The organism is Kribbella sp. NPDC043289 (genome assembly GCF_056436705.1).
In genome coordinates this window covers 18,630-35,478 of the sequence record NZ_JBWKCB010000011.1, presented here as the reverse complement: position 1 = coordinate 35,478, position 16,849 = coordinate 18,630, and the positions used below count along the sequence as shown (strand labels likewise).

At 68.5% G+C, this 16,849-nt stretch carries 11 protein-coding genes; 8 read left to right on the top strand and 3 right to left on the bottom strand.

Annotation, left to right across the window (positions count from 1 at the left end; genetic code table 11):
• Positions 1-12: 12 nt before the first annotated feature.
• The 6 genes from AC0662_RS38660 to AC0662_RS38635 are packed head-to-tail and all read left to right on the top strand — an operon-like array spanning position 13 to position 8,369.
• The gene (locus AC0662_RS38660; RefSeq protein WP_478306910.1) at positions 13-1,533 is read left to right on the top strand and encodes an ABC transporter substrate-binding protein; all 1,521 of its coding nucleotides are present in this window, start codon (positions 13-15) and stop codon (positions 1,531-1,533) included.
• Between the two features lie 33 nt (positions 1,534-1,566).
• A complete protein-coding gene (locus AC0662_RS38655) occupies positions 1,567-2,631 on the top strand; it encodes a sialidase family protein (RefSeq protein ID WP_478306908.1) in 1,065 nt (354 codons plus the stop codon).
• Positions 2,628-4,025 carry a DUF5060 domain-containing protein gene (locus tag AC0662_RS38650; protein WP_478306906.1) on the top strand — a complete coding sequence of 466 codons (1,398 nt, stop codon included), beginning with the start codon at positions 2,628-2,630 and terminating at the stop codon, positions 4,023-4,025. Before AC0662_RS38655 ends, AC0662_RS38650 begins: the two co-directional genes overlap by 4 nt.
• On the top strand, positions 4,022-5,182 hold the full coding sequence (locus tag AC0662_RS38645; protein ID WP_452200588.1) for a DUF5605 domain-containing protein: 1,161 nt from the start codon (positions 4,022-4,024) through the stop codon (positions 5,180-5,182). The genes AC0662_RS38650 and AC0662_RS38645 overlap by 4 nt, the downstream gene beginning before the upstream one ends.
• Positions 5,182-7,245: a hypothetical protein gene (locus AC0662_RS38640; protein ID WP_452200590.1), complete on the top strand. Its 2,064-nt coding sequence runs from the start codon at positions 5,182-5,184 to the stop codon at positions 7,243-7,245. The genes AC0662_RS38645 and AC0662_RS38640 overlap by 1 nt, the downstream gene beginning before the upstream one ends.
• The gene (locus AC0662_RS38635; protein ID WP_452200592.1) at positions 7,245-8,369 is read left to right on the top strand and encodes a glycoside hydrolase family 28 protein; all 1,125 of its coding nucleotides are present in this window, start codon (positions 7,245-7,247) and stop codon (positions 8,367-8,369) included. The genes AC0662_RS38640 and AC0662_RS38635 overlap by 1 nt, the downstream gene beginning before the upstream one ends.
• Here AC0662_RS38635 and AC0662_RS38630 read toward each other — a convergent pair.
• Genes AC0662_RS38630 through AC0662_RS38620 form a run of 3 tightly spaced genes read right to left on the bottom strand, consistent with a single transcriptional unit; the run spans position 8,347 to position 11,883 of the window.
• Positions 8,347-9,621, bottom strand: a complete 1,275-nt coding sequence (locus AC0662_RS38630; RefSeq protein ID WP_478306904.1) for a four-carbon acid sugar kinase family protein — start codon at positions 9,619-9,621, stop codon at positions 8,347-8,349. The two genes, AC0662_RS38635 and AC0662_RS38630, sit on opposite strands and share 23 nt — an antisense overlap.
• 1 nt (position 9,622) lies before the next feature.
• On the bottom strand, positions 9,623-10,879 hold the full coding sequence (locus tag AC0662_RS38625) for a RuBisCO large subunit C-terminal-like domain-containing protein (protein WP_478306902.1): 1,257 nt from the start codon (positions 10,877-10,879) through the stop codon (positions 9,623-9,625).
• Entirely contained in the window at positions 10,876-11,883 is a 1,008-nt protein-coding gene (locus AC0662_RS38620; RefSeq protein ID WP_478306900.1) for a zinc-dependent alcohol dehydrogenase, read from the bottom strand. The genes AC0662_RS38625 and AC0662_RS38620 overlap by 4 nt, the downstream gene beginning before the upstream one ends.
• 124 nt (positions 11,884-12,007) lie before the next feature.
• Here AC0662_RS38620 and AC0662_RS38615 point away from each other — a divergent pair, with 124 nt between their 5' ends.
• Together AC0662_RS38615 and AC0662_RS38610 are read left to right on the top strand one after the other, a co-directional pair.
• Positions 12,008-13,720, top strand: a complete 1,713-nt coding sequence (locus AC0662_RS38615) for a glycoside hydrolase family protein (protein WP_478306898.1) — start codon at positions 12,008-12,010, stop codon at positions 13,718-13,720.
• Positions 13,717-16,431: a glycoside hydrolase family 78 protein gene (locus tag AC0662_RS38610; RefSeq protein ID WP_478306896.1), complete on the top strand. Its 2,715-nt coding sequence runs from the start codon at positions 13,717-13,719 to the stop codon at positions 16,429-16,431. Before AC0662_RS38615 ends, AC0662_RS38610 begins: the two co-directional genes overlap by 4 nt.
• The last annotated feature ends 418 nt before the right edge of the window (positions 16,432-16,849 follow it).

Sequence of the window (16,849 nt, the reverse complement as noted above, 5' to 3'; positions counted from 1 at the left end):
GAAAGGTCCACCATGTCTGAATCGTCCGAAGGAAACATGTCCCGTCGTGGCCTGTTACGCAACGGCGCCCTGATCGGCGGCCTGGCCGCGTTCGGTGGCGCGCTGCAGGCGGCTCCCGCGAACGCCGCGACCACCAGCTCGACCAGCGCCGTCCCGCGCGCGACCGCGCAGTCCGCGGCCGGAGTCGTCGACATCCCGAACAAGTACAACGTGCCGTTCTCGGTGGCCGACGACGAGCTGTTCGTCTTCGCCGCCAACTTCAAGCCGTTCGAGCTCGGCGGCAACGACAGCGGCCGCGAGGCGCACCGGTACTTCGACTCCGTGTTCGGTGACGCGATCCGGGCGAAGTTCCCGAACATCAAGGTGAAGTACGCGACCTGGGACTACCCGGTCCGCTACGAGGACCTCGCGAAGGCCGGCCGGGTGCCGGACCTGATCCTGGAGGACCCGCGGCTGCGGATCGACCGGGACCTCGAGCCGCTCGGCTGGACCCAGGACATCACCGCCGCCGTCCAGGGCGCCGGCATCGACCTGTCGACGCTGAACCTCGGCTCGGTCGAGCAGATCAAGTCCCGCTCCGACGGCGGCCTGTACGGCGTCCCGCTGTGGATCGACGAGAGCCTGCTGTTCTACAACAAGCTGATCTTCGACAAGTTCGGCGTCAAGTACCCGACGGCCGGCTCGACGTACGACGACGTCTACAAGATCGCCCAGAAGCTGACCCGGCAGGACGGGATCGACCACTACAAGGGCTACATGCAGCACCCGGACAACTACCTCGCGATGAACCAGCTCGGGCTCTACCCGTTCGTGCCCGGCGACAGCGAGCAGCCCAAGCCCGAGGACGTGAAGGTCAACCTGACCAGCGCGGACTGGAAGACCATCGCGAACAACATGTACCGGTTCCTGATGATCCCGCGGAACAACTTCACCACGGTGGACGACTTCTTCAAGGGTGACATGAGCTTCCCGGGTCACCTGGCGATGGCGGTGAACAACCTCTCGAAGCTGAACGCGTACGCCCTCAGCTCGTACTACATCGAGGAGGACGACGCCGCGCAGTACGCCGAGTGGGCGAAGAGCGTGAAGATCGGGGTCACCTCGATGCCGGTGCTGTCCCGCGGCTCGAGGACGATCTACCAGCCGGACACCCGGGCGGCGTTCATCCCGCCGCAGTCCAAGCACCAGGACCAGGCGCTCGAGGTCGTCAAGTACCTGGTGTCGGAGGAGATGCAGAGCCGCATCTCGTCGTACGGCATGAAGGCGGTACTGAAGACCGACGCCACGGTGAAGGCCTTCGGCAAGTCGATCCCGGAGCTCGCGGCCATCGACACCTCGGCCGTGTACTGGGGCGACAACGCGGTGATCAAGAACTACCAGAACACCGAGTACTGGGACATCCCGCTGTACAAGGTGTTCCGGCAGCACGTGCTCAAGGACGGCATGGACGTCGACTCGTCGCTGCAGGTCGCGGAGCAGGTCGACATCCCCGACTACATCAAGGCGCAGGTCGCCCGCGGGCTGACCTGGTGACCGCAGAGGTGAAGGCGACATGGTGATCGCATCGTGACTGACCCCAGGTTCGACGGCCGCATCCGAGAGGGTGCGGCCCTCCTGCCCACCATCCATCCCGGCGACAGCCACGCCGCGACGCTGGTCGAGACCGCGTCCGGCGACCTGTTGTGCGCCTGGTTCAACGGCCCCAAGGAGGGGCACCCGGACACGAACATCGTGCTGTCCCGCCTGCCCGCCGGCACCGACACCTGGTTGCCGCCGGAGCAGCTGTCCTCCGACACTCGCCGCTCAGAGCAGAACCCGCTGCTGTTCGTGGTCGGCGGTGGCGAGGTCTGGCTGTTGCACACCTCCAACGAGCCGCACGACCAGTCGACCTCGCGTGTCATCCGCCGTGTTTCTCACGACGGTGGACTCACGTGGGACCAGAGCGAGGTGTTGTTCGACCACCTCGGGAGCTTCATCCGCAACCCGGTCGCTGTCCTGAGCAACGGTGACTGGCTGCTGCCGGCGTACGACTGCGACAAGAGCGCCGAGCGGTCGGTGCTGAAGCTCAGCACCGACCAGGGCGGGAACTGGTCGACGGTCGAGGTGCCCGATGCGATCGGGCAGGTGCAGATGAGCATCGTCGAGCTGTCGCCCGGCGAGCTCGTCGGGTACTTCCGGAGTCGCGCCGCCGACCGCATCCACCGGTCGGTGTCGAAGGACAACGGCCGGACCTGGACGTCGCCGGAGAAGACCGCGTTGCCGAACAACAACTCCGCGGTGCAGGTACTCCGGCTCGGCGACGGCCGGCTCGTGATGGTGTTCAACGACTCGTCGGCCGAGCGGGACCAGTTCCGCTGGGTCGACGACGGGCAGGGCGGCGTACGCCGGAAGACCCTGCGGACCCCGCTGACGCTGGCGTTGTCCGAGGACGACGGCGCCACCTGGCCGTACTGGCGGAACCTCCAGGTGCAGGACGAGGAGTACCACGAGAACGAGTTGGGCTACTCGTACCCGACGCTGCTGCAGACCCGGGACGGGCAGTTGCACGTCGCGTACTCGTTCCTGCGCAAGACCATCAAGCACGTGACCCTGGCGCCGGAATGGATCCAGGCAGGAGACCGATTGCCATGAGTATCACGAAGTGGGGCCTGCACGAGCTCACCTTGTCCGGACCATCGGAAGGCAACCCCTTCGCCGAGGTCGAGTTCCAGATCACCTATCAGTTCCGGAACCGGATGGTGACCGTCGACGGTTTCTACGACGGCGACGGGACGTATCGGGCCCGGTTCTCGCCCGACCGCGAGGGCAGCTGGGAGTACATCACCAGCAGCTCCGCGGCCGAACTGGACGGGCACCGCGGCCGGTTCGAGTGCACTCCACCCGAACCGGGGAACCACGGTCCGGTCGAGGTGGCCGGCAGGCACCACTTCGCGTACGCCGACGGCTCGCGGTACGACTGCATCGGGACCACCTGCTACCACTGGACCTACGAGACCAAGGAGCTCCAGGAGCTCACGCTCGAGTCGTTGCGGTCGGCACCGTTCGACAAGGTGCGGATGTGCCTGCTGCCGACCGAGGGGATGCGCCCCGAGCGGCTGCCGTTCGTCGGCACCACGCCCGGTGAGGTGGACGTCGAGCGCTACGACCCGGCGTTCTTCCGGGAGTTCGAGGCCCGGGTCGCGGACCTGCTGGCGCTCGGGGTGCAGGCGGACCTGATCCTGTTCCACCCGTACGACCGCGGCGTCTGGGGCTTCGACCGGATGACGCCGGCCCAGGACGCGGCGTACCTGCGGTACGTCGTCGCGCGACTGGCGGCGTACCGGAACGTCTGGTGGTCGGTGTCGAACGAGTACGACTTCAACCACGAGAAGACGATCGCGGACTGGGACCGGCTGCTGCAGCTGGTGCAGCGCTACGACCCGTACCAGCGGCTGCGGTCGATCCACAACGGGACCAAGATGTACGAGGTCTTCACGCCGTACGACTTCGGCAAGCCGTGGATCACCCACCAGAGCGTGCAGCACTGGGACGGCGCCGAGGTCGAGGTCTGGCGGGACTGCCCGAAGCCGGTGGTGATCGACGAGATCGGCTACGAGGGCAACGCCGGCCGCCGCTGGGGCAACCTGACCGCGGACGAGATGGTGCACCGCTTCTGGCAGGGCATGGCACTCGGCGGGTACGTCGGCCACGGCGAGTCGTTCGTCGACCGCGAGACCCGCGCGTGGATCTCGGTCGGCGGCCGGCTGTACGGCGAGAGTCCGGAGCGGATCGATTTCCTCCGCGGCGTGTTCGCCGGGCTGCCGCGGCAGTCGGACGGTGACCTCGACGGCGACCGCTGCGTGCTGCACTACCTCGGCGACCGGCAGCCGTCCGCGGTCGACCTCGACCTGCCGAGCGGTTCGCCGTTCCACTTCGACCTGATCGACACGCGCGCGATGACCATCACGCCGCTGGCCGACTACTCCGGCCCGAGCCGCATCCCACTGCCCGCCACCCCGTACCTCGCCCTGAGAGGGACCCGATGACGTCAGTAGCACGCTGGGACGTGCTCGAACTCCCCGTGCCCGGACCGACCGCCGTGATGTTCCGGCATGCTGACGGCGCACTGGCCTACGCGGAATCGTTCCAGTCCGCCGGTGGCTGGAAGGTCCGCTTCAGTCCCGACCTGGAAGGCACGTGGTCGTACGACGGTGGGACGTTCGAGTGCACGCCTGCGACTTCGCACGGCCCGGTCCGCCGCTCTGGCACCACGCTGCGGCTGGCCGACGGAACGCCGTACCATCCGCTGACCACTGAGTGGTTCGGTCTGGTCCACCAGTGGCCTGCGGCGCGTCTTGCACTCGCGGCGTCGCCGTTCAACCGCGTTCGGCTGCAGTTGACCGACGTGATCGAGGAACAGGTCCAGGATCTGCTGGCCGCGGACATCTTCGCCGACATCGTGTTGCCGGCGGACACGGTGGTCGTCCGCGACGTGGTGAACCGGCTCGCGGCGTACCGCAATGTCACCTGGTGTTTGAAGGCCGGCCCGGCTGCTCGTGCGGTCGCCGAGCTGATCGGGGAGCTCGACTCCGGGCAGCACCTGATCTCGATGCATGAGGCAACCGATCCTGGGACGCCGTGGCTGACGCACCTCAGCGTCCGGCTGGAGAACCTGCGCGGTGTCTCGGCGCTGCGACGCCACTTCGCCAAGCCGGTCTTCGTCGACGCCTGCGGTCACGAGGGCAACGGCGTCACACCGGACACCAGCCTGCGCCCCGAGGAGATGCTGACCCGGATCTGGGAGGGGACCGTCCGCGGCGCCTACGTCACCCACGGCGAGTGGTACGTCGACGCGGAGACCGGACCGTGGTCGGGCGGTGGGGCGCGACCGGGTGGAGTGGTGGCGCAGCGTCTGCGGCTGCTGCGCGAGGTGCTTGATGAGTTGCCCGAAGGTGTCGAACCTATCGACGACTACCGCGACGCGCCGACGCTCGCGGTCCCTGGCTCGTACTACCTGCAGTACCTCGGCGAGCACCAGTTCCCGGACCGGACCTTCTCACTGCCTTCCGGGGAGTACGACGTCGACGTGCTGGACGTGTGGAACCACTCGGTCCGGCGTACCCGCGAGACGGTGGCTGACAGGCTGACGGTGCGGCTGCCCGGGACGCAGTACCAGGCGATCCAGATCCGGCGAGCGTCCTGATGCCTGCGTTGACCTCCGGTCCACGTCAGGCCGAGCTCCGGCGTACGCCCGACGGCGTCGTGCTGCAGCTCGGTCTGACTGACGGGCCGGTCTATCTCGAGCGGCCGGTGGTCAATCTGCTGAGCGTTTCCACCGGCCGTCCGTGGCAGCCGACCCTCATGGAGCCGACCGACGGCTGGTGGATCTCGCGGCGGGCGGGGGAGCACCGCGCCGGCTGCCGGATGGGATCGGTGGCCGTCGAGTTGCGCCTGGTGTTCGACGACGCGGATCGGTTGAACCTCGAGGTCCGTTGGCGCAACACCAGCCAGCGCCGCCTCGCCGACCTGGCCGTCGGGCTGCTGCTCGACTTGGGCCGGGTGAAGGACAGCCAGCTGACGATTCCCGGTCTGATCTACAACGACAATCCGTCCGCCGACCCGACCCGCGCCGTACCGCGGGTTGGTCCGACTCCGGGCGGCGGGTTCGTCGCGGAGGAGGACCGGCTGCCGATCCCGGGGATGGGCGTGGAGTGGCGCGAGGGTCGTGAGCGTCGCTGGCTGTCCGTCTTCTCCCGGCCGCAGGCACGGCGTTCGACCGACGGGCAGGTCCGGTACGGGTCGCTCGGGGTTCTGCGGCAGGAAGGGCTGGTGCTTGCGGCGCTGAGCGGCGTACTGATGTTCGACGGTAAGCAGGACATCCGGTACGTCAGCAAGGCCGAGACCGAGGTGACCGAGGACGGCTACCTCACGTTGCGCCCCGGGGAGGTCTACACCCAGCGGCTGGTCCTCGATTGGGGACCGCAGGATCTGCGCGGCCACGCCTTCCGTCACCTGGTCCACACCGGCCGAGCGCTCTTCACGAGTCCTGGGGCTCCTGGGCTGGCGATCGAGGAACTGATCACCCGCAAGACAGTTGCTCTGGACAACAGGTGGTACCAGTCGGGCGCGGTGGCCGGCTACACCAAGTTCAGCGAGATCCCCGGCAACGGGCCGGAGAAGCCGGTGCACTTCCTGTACGGCTGGACCGGGCAGGCTCTCAAACTCGCCTGGTGTGACGCCACGGTTGGCTTCAACACCCGCGACCGGCTGCGGATCGATCGCTGTCGCGCCGCCGTGGAGTTCTACCTCGCGGGGAGCCCGACGCAGACGCCTGGCCTGCGCCACAACTCGTATCAGGTCAGCACTCGGCGCTGGACCAGCTTCCGCGCCGGCAGTCGCCCGATGATCTCCAGCCGCGCGTACGGCGAGACGGTCACCGATCTCGCCGACATCATCGCGTTGTTCCGCCGGGTCGGGGAGCCGGTGCCGGCGTCCTGGGTGAAGGCGCTCGAGGAAGCTGTGGCGTTCCTTCGTGGCGCATTGCTGCCGGACGGGACGTTCCCGGTCGGGTGGCGGCTGGACGGGACCGCCGCGGCCGCCACGGTGTCGGCGGCCGGAATCCCGTGTGTGCTTGCTGTGCTGAAGGCGTCGGAGGTGCTTGACGACCCGGCGCTGTTGGCCGAGGCGACCGTTTGGCTGACGCGGTACCACGATCAGCACGCGCGGACGTTCGACCGCCCGTTCGCCCGGTCCACTTTGGACGCGGCGTGCGAGGACAAAGAAGCCGGCATGTACTACTTCATGGCGGCGTACGAACTCTTCCGGCGTACTGCGGATCCGTTGTACGCGACCTGGTGCGAGGTCGCTGCCGACTGGCTGCTCACGTGGGTCTACGTGTGGTCGCCGGAGCAGGACGAGGACGCGCCGCTGCGGGCCGCCGGGTTCAACGCGGTCGGGTGGCCCACTGTCAGCGTTCAGAACCACCACCTGGATGTGTTCTTCCCGACCTATGAACTGCTCGCCTTCGGGCTGACGACTGACCGTCCGGAGTACGTCGACGCTGCCCGAACCACGCTGCACGCCATGACTCAGGGCATTGCTGCTGACCCGGGAGATTGGAACTTCCCGCTGCCTGGGGAGCAGGGCGAGGCGGTCTTCCAGACCCACTGGCAACGCCGCGGCCACGCGAACACGTGGAACCCCTCGTGGGTGATCGCCGTTCCGTTGGCCAACGCCCTCCGAATCCGGGACCTGAACGACAGCTGATGACTGACTACTTGATCACTGACTATGGCGCTTCGAGCGGGGACTGGTCCGTTGCGATCGCGGCGGCGGTTGATGCTTGTGCGCTGACGGGCGGGCGTGTTGTCGTACCGGCCGGCGTGTTTCGCACCGGGCCGATTCGGTTGCGCAGCAATGTCGAGTTGCATGTGTCGGCCGGTGCGACGTTGCGGTTCCTTGCCGACTCAGCGGCGTACCCGATCGTGCGGACGCGTTGGCAGGGGATCGAGTGCTTCAGCCACTCACCGCTGATCTACGCGTACGACGAGGTGAATGTCGCGGTCACCGGCACCGGCACTCTCGACGGTGGTGCGAGCACGGACAACTGGTGGAGCGATACCCGGCCACGCACCGACTGGCAGCGCCTCCTGCAGATGGTCGAGGACGGCGTACCGGTGGAGGAGCGGGTGTTCGAGCCGGGGCACGGGTTCCGGCCGAGTTTCGTCCAGCCGTATTCGTGCCGGCGGGTGCGGATCGAGGACGTCCGGATCGTCAACGCCCCGATGTGGGTCGTCCATCCGGTGTTCTGTGACGACGTTCTGGTCCGCGGCATCACCGTCGACTGTCACGGCCCGAACAACGACGGCTGCAACCCCGACTCCTGCTCGGACGTGCTCATCACCGGCTGCTCGTTCACCACCGGGGACGACTGCATCGCGATCAAGTCCGGCCGGGACGCCGACGGTCGCCGGGTCGGCCGTCCGTCGGAGAACATCCGCATCGACTCCTGCCGTTTCAGCGCCGGCCACGGTGCCCTGACCATCGGCAGCGAAGCCTCCGGAGGTGTTCGGGGCGTGCACGCGCGAGACCTGCACGTCACCGGTTCGGCCGTCGACCACGCGCTCCGCATCAAGACGAACTCCCAGCGCGGCGGTCGGATCGAAGACATCACCGTCGAGAACGTCGTCGTCGACGCGGTCACGACGTCCGCTGTTCTCATCACGACGCGCCACGCGGAACCTGATGAGTTCGCCGGCCATGCACCCGTCGTCCGCGACATCACCGTCACCAACCTGACGGTGGGCTCCGCACCGCGGACCGTCGAGATCATCGACAGCCGACGGGCCCCGGTCGAAGCCTTCACCATCAGCTGTTCCGATACGTGCTGAACAGATCCACGTCGCCCAGCTGACCGGGCTTCAACAAGACCTCGAGCCCGTCGAGCTCCTGCACACCCGAGACGGCGCGGCACCGCTGTACCCCGGGTGCTGTTGTGTCGACCAGCTCCAGGGCACTGAGCTCCAGCTGCCGCAGCACCTGGCCCGAGGTATCCCCACCGGCCACGACCACCCGTCGTACGCCGGCCTCCCGCGTCACCCGGCGTACGACCTGAGCCAGGCCGCTCGGCACCGCTGCCAGGTCTTCGCGCGGGAGGTCATTCGTGTGCACCACCACGCCGTCAGCTCCGGCGTCGAACGCCGCCACGGCCCGCGTCGCCGCATCGTCGGCGAGCCCCAGCACAGCCCATTCCTTCGTCCGAGCATCCTCGATTTGCTCTGCGGTCCGGCGTGACTGACTCCCCGACACCACCAGCACGGGTCCACCGCTGCCGGTCCGCGTCGGCGAGGCGGTGGGCTTGGGAGCAGCGGCGCAGAGGTCGAGTGCCAACGCTCGGGACAGACCGCCGGACCCGATCGCGAAGATGGGCTCCCGGGTGACCCGCCGCAGGATCGCGCGCCCGAGAGCGCGGAGATCCTCGTCGGTCAACGCGTCAAGAACCACCGCGTCCACCGCGTCCACCGCGTCCACGGCGTCCACGGCGTCCACGGGGGCTGCGGTGAGCGTGGCGTAGGACTGGGGGAGGCTTGGGTAGCTGGTGAGGTGGAGGGCTTCGATGCGGAGACTCGTTTGGGCGGCGACGTGGCGGCGGAGGTCGGACTCGTGCATTGGCGTCGAGGGGTGCGTGGACATGGTGGGTTGGCGGTCGAGGCGGTGGATCGTGCCCGCTTCGGCGGCGAAGTGGTGGCTGAAGGTGGTGTAGCGCCCCAACTCCGGTTGCGCCACCAGTATCGGGACCGGGGCCGGGCCGAAGACGTCCCGCCCGACCTCCAGCGCACGGCCGATGCTGCCGCGACCGGGGGCGGAGTCCGCGGTCGAACAGACCTTGTACTGCACGACGCGCGGCCCGAGCTCGCGGAACGCTTCCAGCACCGGACGAAGCTCGGCTTCCTGCTCGTCCGGCGGCAACGACCGCGCGATCCCGGCGACACCGATCACGTCGTACCGCGTGGCGAGCTCGCATAGCGCCGATGCCGACGGCAACGTGACCAGCAACGCCGCCCGCAACCCGACCCGCGCGAACTGTGCCAACGCGTCCGTCGACCCCGTGAAGTCGTCCCCATAGAACGCCGCCTCAACCACGTCAGGCTCGCACGGGGAATGCATCGAGGGCCTGCTGAAGGGCGGTTGTTTCGCGGGCGGCCGTTTCGATCGGCGTACCGGAGACGGCGGCCGACCAGGCGGCCCGCATCGCGGTGACGCCGGCGCCGGGACCGCCGGGGTGGCCGTGGATGCCGCCGCCGGCCAGGACGAGCAGGTCGGTGGTCTTCGTCTGGCGGTACGTCTCGGGAGCAAGCCCCGGCGTCTGGCCGGACGAGAGGACCGGGAGGGTTTCGTAGCCTCCCAGGAGTGGCGTGCGTACGGCGGTGATCGAGCGCAGTACCTCCTCGTCGGTCTCGTAGAACTTGTTGGAGAAGCCGTTCGTGTGCAGGTGATCGGCGCCGGACAGCCGCGCGAGTTTGGACCAGGCGATGTAGTCGATCCCGAGCTGCGGTGCGCGGGTGTAGACGCCGGTCATGGCGCGGTGGCCGTGGATGGGGAGGGCGCAGCGTTCGCGGAGCCAGGCGAGGGCGGCGAAACCGACCAGGTTCACGCAGACCATCACGCAGGTGCCGCCCGCGGCCTTCACCAGGTCGTGGTTGGCAGCCATCCGGTCCAGGTCGTCGGTGATGTTGAACGCGTACATCGGGCGGCGCCCGGTGCGGGCGGCAACCTTGTCGAGCTCCTCGGTGACGACGGCGACCCGCTCGGCCAGCGGCGAGTGTGGTGGGTTGCCCATCAGCTCGTCGTCCTTGATGAAGTCGATACCGGCCTCGGCGAGTTCGCGGACGACGAGGCGAAGCTCCTCGGGCGGCAGGCCGATACTGGGCTTCACGATCGTGCCGAGCAGTACGCCGTCCGGCCGGTTGAGCAACTCGCGGGTCCCACGCACGCCGTACTGCGGTCCGGGGTAGCGCTCGGCGAACTCGGACGGGAGGTCGAGGTCGAGCAGCCGGATGCCGGCGACCTGGCGGATCTCGAACAGGTTCCCCGCGACGGCGGCCAGCAGGTTGGGCAGCGACGGCCCGAAGTTGTCCAGCCCGAACGCGATCCGCACCCGAGCACTCCGCTTGTCGGCGCCTGCAGGGCGGATTGCTCCGGGGAGGTCGGCGTTGCCCGTGGGTGGGAGTTCTTCGATCGACAGCACCCGGGCGGCGAACCGTTCACGGAGCTCGACGGTCTCGCGGGCTACGCGGATGAACGTCCCGGTGGACTGCTCCCCGGCGATCACCTCGGCGGCCTGGTCAAGCGGCAGATAGGTCTCGACAAGGTACGTCGCGACGACCTCGGCGGCGCTCATCGGGTCGGGTCGATCTGCGTCTTGAGGTGGTCAGCCCCACCATCGATCGCCAACAGCACGTCCGGCACTTCCCCCAGTGGCACTACGTCCGAGATGTACGGGCGCACATCCAGCGCCCGCGTGTTGACGAGCCGCGCGGCCGCCGCGAAATCGGCCGGGGTGTAGATCGTCGAGCCCTGCACTGTGACCTCCTTGAGAACCACTGGATTCAGATCAACCGTCAACGAGCCACCGAACATCGGCAGCAGCACCACCTGTCCGCGCGGCCGGCACAACGCCAGCGCCTCCGCCAAGCAACTCGGATGTCCCGACGCCACCACGACGACGTCGAAGCCGTCCCCACCACTCGCGTCAAGCCCTGTCGCCACCAGATCCGACGCGACCGGATCCACCACGAGATCGATGCCCTGCGCCGTCAGGAAAGCGCGATTGTGTTGCTTGACGTCGCTCACCATCACCGTCCGTGCCCCGCGGTACCGGCTGATCGCGGCGGCCAGGCTCCCGATCGCGCCACCGCCGAGCACCGCGACCGCGTCACCGCCCCGCACGGCCGACGTGGATCGCCATCCCACCGCGACCGGCTCGATCATCGCGCCCTCGTCGTACCCGATCTCGTCGCTGAGGGGCACCAGGACGCGCGCTGGGGCGACGAAGTACTCACTCAGCATCCCGGCCCAGCCGAGGCCGGGAACGCGTTTGTGCACGCAGAGATGGGGATGGCCTGCCTCGCACCGCGTGCAGTCCCAGCACGACAACGCCGGCATCACCGCCACCCGATCGCCCGGCTGGAAGCGTGCGTCGGATGAGGAAACCACCTCGCCCGCGCCTTCGTGGCCGAGCACCACGGGAGGTTTGCGGAACGGGTGGTGACCGCTCCAGGTGTGCAGGTCGGAGCCGCACAAGCCGACCGCGCGCATTCGCAGCAGCACGTCGCCGCCCGCGTCCGGATCCGGCACGTCGGTCACCGCGACCTGCCGCGGTGCCTCCAGAACGGCTGCTTTCATCGGAGCTCCTCCTTTGCTGGCGTCCGCCCAGTCTCCGTCGTCAAACCTCAAGAAAACAAGGCCGATCGGCCAGCCTGTGGATAGCCGGTTGACTTTGCCCCGTCCGGAGGCAAAGGTTTTCCTTATGGCGATGATCCCAGCGACTCTGTTACTCGAGGAACGAGCCGCGCTGGCGATGAACGCGGTGACCGGCCTGGCCGACGACGACCGGGACGGCATCCCGTTCTTCAGCGCGAACCTGTTGGCTCGCCCTGCCCGCATGGACCACGGCGACTGGGACTACGGCTCCAGCCACGGCCGGCTCACCGATGCGATCCTGCTGACCCGCCAGATGACCGGCGGCAAGGACTGGGAGCCGCGGTGGGACACCATCGCCGACCAGTACCGGCAGCGGCTGTTCGCACTGCTCGCCGAGGACGGTCTGACGTATCGGCAGACCCACCCCAAGGGCCATTGGTTGCCCAACGCCAATCTGATCGACCAGCGCGCCACGCTGCTCGCTATGACCACCGCAGTGGTCGCAGCGGACGATCCACAGGCCCAGCGGGCCGCGGACCGTCAGGTCGCCGCTCTGAAGCGCATCGCGATCAAGGAGCGCGACGTCTGGTTCTACCCGGCGTCGGAGTACACGACGGACGGCTGGCCGTCGTCGAACGCGATCGACCTCCACCTGGCGCCGGACCCGGCGTCGTTCTCTGGCCGGCTGATCATGCCGCTGCTGCGCTACCACCAGGCCACGGGCAACACCGACGCGCTGGAGCTGTGCGAGTGGTTCGCCCGGCTGATCGTCGAGAAGAGCGGTGTCTTCAACGCGGACGGGAGCTTCAACCCGGCCCGTGCGTACCGCAGTGGTCACTTCCACACCCGCGTGGGCACGCTGGAAGGGCTGGCGCGGCTGGCGAGGCACACCGGTGACCACGGGCTGACCGAGTTCATCCGGCGCAGCTACGACTGGGTGCTCGGTGAGGCGACCGGCTTCGGCTGGACACCAGGTGACCTGGCCGACCAGCAGTACGAGCACGAGACCTGTTCACTCGTCGACCTCGTCGGCCTGGGTACTACGTTGGCCGGAAACGGACTCACGCAGTACTGGGCAGTGGTGGAGCGCTTCGTCCGCAATCACCTCGCCGCATCGCAACTGCTGGACGTGAGCTGGGTGGAGTCCGCGCCCGACCGTTCGCAGGACGAGCCGGGGTGGCGGACGTACGTGAACGTCGGCGAGCGGGTGCTCGGCGCCTTCTGTGGGTACGGCGCTCCGAACGACTACGTGTCCGACGTAGCACTGGGGCGTGGGCACACCAACGACGTACAGGCGTGCTGTGTCGGGTCCGGCGTCCGCGGACTGTTCTGGGCGTGGAACAGCATTGTCACCGGCGACAACCGGCTGACCCGAGTGAACCTGTTGCTGAACCGCGGTCATCACGCCGTTGACGTCGTCAGCCACCTGCCCGTCGAAGGCAAGGTCGAGTTGCACGTCAACGAGCCGATCGACGACCTCCGCGTGCGCATCCCGGAGTGGGCTGGGTACGCGCGACTGCGGCTGCAGCGCGGAGACGACGAGTGGACCGGCGCCGAGCGCATCTGGGCACCGGACGGCTACCTGTCGATTCCGAAGGCGCAGCCGGGCGAGCGCGTCGTCGTGACGTTCCCGATGGTCGAGCAGACCACCACGGAGCTTGCGGCCGGCAACGAATTCCGGACCACCTGGCGCGGCGACGACGTAATAGCGATCGACCCGCCCGGCACGTCCCGCCCGATGTACGGCGACCGCCCGGAGCACGCCGGCGGCCTGCGTGAGTACGAGCTCCACCGACCTGAGACGGAGTGGTCCTGGTGACAACTGGCTGGGTGCTGTCCGAGGCGCCGACCGTGACGACGCTGACGGCGTACGACCTGCGGTGTGAGCATCGCGTCGACCCGCTCGGGATCGGTACGGCGCGACCGCGGCTGAGCTGGCGGCTGGCGTCACCGACCCGCGGCGACCGGCAGGACGCGTTCCGGGTGCAGGTGCTGCGCGGCGGCGTACTGGTGTGGGACAGCGGGTGGCGGAGCGAGCGGGAGACGTACGTCGACCACAGTGGCGCTCCGCTGACCTCGCAGACCGACTACGTCTGGCAGCTCGAGGTACGTGACGCGGCCGGTGCTGTGTCGACGGCCGAGGCGACGTTCGCGACCGGCCTGTTCCACGACGACGAGTGGGCGGCGCACTGGATCGAACACGACTACGAGACCGATCCGTACTTCGAGCCGCCGGTGGACCGTGCCGAGCCGCGGACCGTGCGGCAGGCAACCATCGCCCCGCCGCGGTACTACCGCCGCTCGTTCGAGCTCACGCAGCCGGTGACGCGTGCGCGCGTCTATGCGACTGCTCACGGTCTCTATCAGCTCAGTGCGAACGGTCAGCGCGTCGGCAACGACGAGCTGACGCCGGGCTGGACGGACTACCGCGAGCGCGTCGCCTACCAGACGTACGACGTCACGGACCTCCTCCGCGAGGGCGAGAACGTGATCGGTGCGGTGCTGGGTGAGGGCTGGTGGTCCGGGTACGTCGGATGGGACACCCGCAGTCACGCGCACCACTACGGCAAGAAGCCGCAGCTGCTCGCGCAACTCGTCGTCGACCACCCGGACGGTTCGCGCACCGTGGTGGCGACGGACGGTCGATGGGTGGAGCACGTCGGATCGATCCGGTTCGCCGACCTGCTGATGGGGGAGTCGCACGACGCGCGGCTCGAGCTGGGCGATTGGTCGAGCCCGGGGTACGACGCAGACGCCTGGGTGCCGGCTGGTGATCTCGGTGGTGACGTGTCGACGGTGATCGCGACGACGACCGATCCGGTGCGCGTGACCGAGGATGTCCCGGCAGTCGCCATCACTGCGCTGGAGCCCGGGCGGTTCATCGTCGACCTCGGGCAGAACCTTGCCGGTCGGGTGCGGCTGCGGGTGCGTGGCGCGCAGGCCGGCGATCGGATCCGCCTGCGGCACGGCGAGATGCTCCAGGCCGACGGCGAGCTCTACACCGCTAACCTGCGCACGGCCGACGCGACCGACTACTTCGTCAGCGCCGGCGCCGCGGAAGAGTTCTTCGAACCGATCTTCACGGTCCACGGCTTCCGGTACGTCGAGATCGAGGGGTACCGGGGTGAGTTGACGGCCGCGGACGTGACGGGTCGAGTGCTGCACTCGGACACGCCGGTCGCGGGGCGGTTCGACTGCTCGGACCCTGGGGTCAATCAGCTGCTCAGCAACATCCGTTGGGGTCAGCGCGGCAACTTCGTCAGCGTCCCGACGGACTGTCCGCAGCGTGACGAGCGACTCGGGTGGACAGCGGACGCGCAGATCTTCCTCCCGACGGCCGCGTACCAGTCCGACGTACTGACGTTCTTCGAGAACTGGTTCGCCGACCTCGCCGTCGCGCAGACGGACGAGGGCGCGATCCCGGATGTGATCCCGCACGTCATCACCGGTCGGCACGGGACGCCGGCCTGGGCCGATGCGGCGACGATCGTGCCGTGGACCCTGTACCGGATCTACGGCGACGAGCGGGTGCTGCGGACGGCCTGGCCGGTGATGCAGCGCTGGGTCGACTACATTCACCGCGCCAACCCGGACCTCATCTGGCGGAACCGGACGAGCGGTCACTACGGCGACTGGCTGCAGGTCGGTGTGGTGACCGATCGGGACCTGCTCGCGACGGCGTACTTCGCGCGCAGCGTCGAGTTCACCGCGGCGACCGCGCGGGTGCTCGGGCTGACGGACGAGGCAGCGGCGTACGGCGAGCTGTGGGATCGGATCGCGGCCGCATTCGTTGCGGAGTTCGTCGATGCCGAGGGCAAAGTTCGCGGGGACACGCAGACCGGGTACCTGTTGCCGTTGGCGTTCGGGTTGCTGCCGGAACAGGCCGAGCAGGCGGCGGTGAAGCACCTGGTCGCCGACCTCGAACGGCGCGGACGATCGCTGACCACCGGGTTCGCCGGGGTCGCGCTGCTGTGCCCGATCCTGACGAAATACGGGTACGCCGAGTTGGCGTACGAACTGCTGCACGACGACCGCTACCCGTCGTGGGGGTACTCGATCAAGCACGGCGCCACGACGATCTGGGAACGCTGGGACGGCTGGACCGAGGAGAACGGCTTCGGCCCGGTCGCGATGAACTCCTTCAACCACTACTCACTCGGCTCGGTCGGCGAGTGGCTCTACGCCGACGTCGCCGGCATCAGCCAGGCGCCGGACTCGGTCGGCTTCCGCGAGCTCGTCATCAACCCCCGCCCGGGCGGACGGCTGACCTGGGCCGAGGCGTCGTACGACACCCCGGCGGGCCGGGTCTCCACGCGCTGGCAGGTGACCGACGGCGAACTCGAGCTGACCGTCACGGTGCCTCCGGGCGCCGAGGCAACAATCCACATCCCCACCACAGACCCCACCTCAGTCCAAGAATCCGGCCGCCCCCTAGCCGAAGTGCCGGCTCTAACCTCGCTAACCCCCACCGCCGAGGCAGCCTGCTGCAAAGCCCCGTCCGGCACCTACCACTTCACCGCCCGCGCCTAACCCCGCACCCAGGCACCCACCCGCCACCCGCGATCCAGCCGCGCGGCATTCACCCGCCCGCACGCAGCTCGTCCGCGCCCCGTGCGCCCACCCCGCAGGAACGGATAACCCCGCGTGTTGGGGGTTCTCCCCTCGTAGACGCGCAGAGAACCCCTCACGCGAGGGGATAACCGTGCGCGGGGTGGGCGCCGTGCGCGGTGGTGGGAGCCGCGCGCGGCTGGCCTTGCGGGAACGGATAACCCCGCGTGTTGGGGGTTCTCCCCTCGTATACGAGCAGAGAACCCCTCACGCGAGGGGATAACCGTGCGCGGGGTGGGCGCCGCGCGCGGTGGTGGGAGCCGCGCGCGGCTGGCCTTGCGGGAACGGATAACCCCGCGTGTTGGGGGTTCTCCCCTCGTATACGAGCAGAGAACCCCTC

Excerpts from the sequence above, each read along its gene's own strand:
- AC0662_RS38660 (WP_478306910.1), top strand. The coding sequence starts at position 13 with ATGTCTGAATCGTCCGAAGGAAACATGTCCCGTCGTGGCCTGTTACGC.
- AC0662_RS38650 (WP_478306906.1), top strand. The coding sequence starts at position 2,628 with ATGAGTATCACGAAGTGGGGCCTGCACGAGCTCACCTTGTCCGGACCA.
- AC0662_RS38645 (WP_452200588.1), top strand. The coding sequence starts at position 4,022 with ATGACGTCAGTAGCACGCTGGGACGTGCTCGAACTCCCCGTGCCCGGA.
- AC0662_RS38640 (WP_452200590.1), top strand. The coding sequence starts at position 5,182 with ATGCCTGCGTTGACCTCCGGTCCACGTCAGGCCGAGCTCCGGCGTACG.
- AC0662_RS38635 (WP_452200592.1), top strand. The coding sequence starts at position 7,245 with ATGACTGACTACTTGATCACTGACTATGGCGCTTCGAGCGGGGACTGG.
- AC0662_RS38625 (WP_478306902.1), bottom strand. The coding sequence starts at position 10,879 with ATGAGCGCCGCCGAGGTCGTCGCGACGTACCTTGTCGAGACCTATCTG.
- AC0662_RS38620 (WP_478306900.1), bottom strand. The coding sequence starts at position 11,883 with ATGAAAGCAGCCGTTCTGGAGGCACCGCGGCAGGTCGCGGTGACCGAC.
- AC0662_RS38615 (WP_478306898.1), top strand. The coding sequence starts at position 12,008 with ATGGCGATGATCCCAGCGACTCTGTTACTCGAGGAACGAGCCGCGCTG.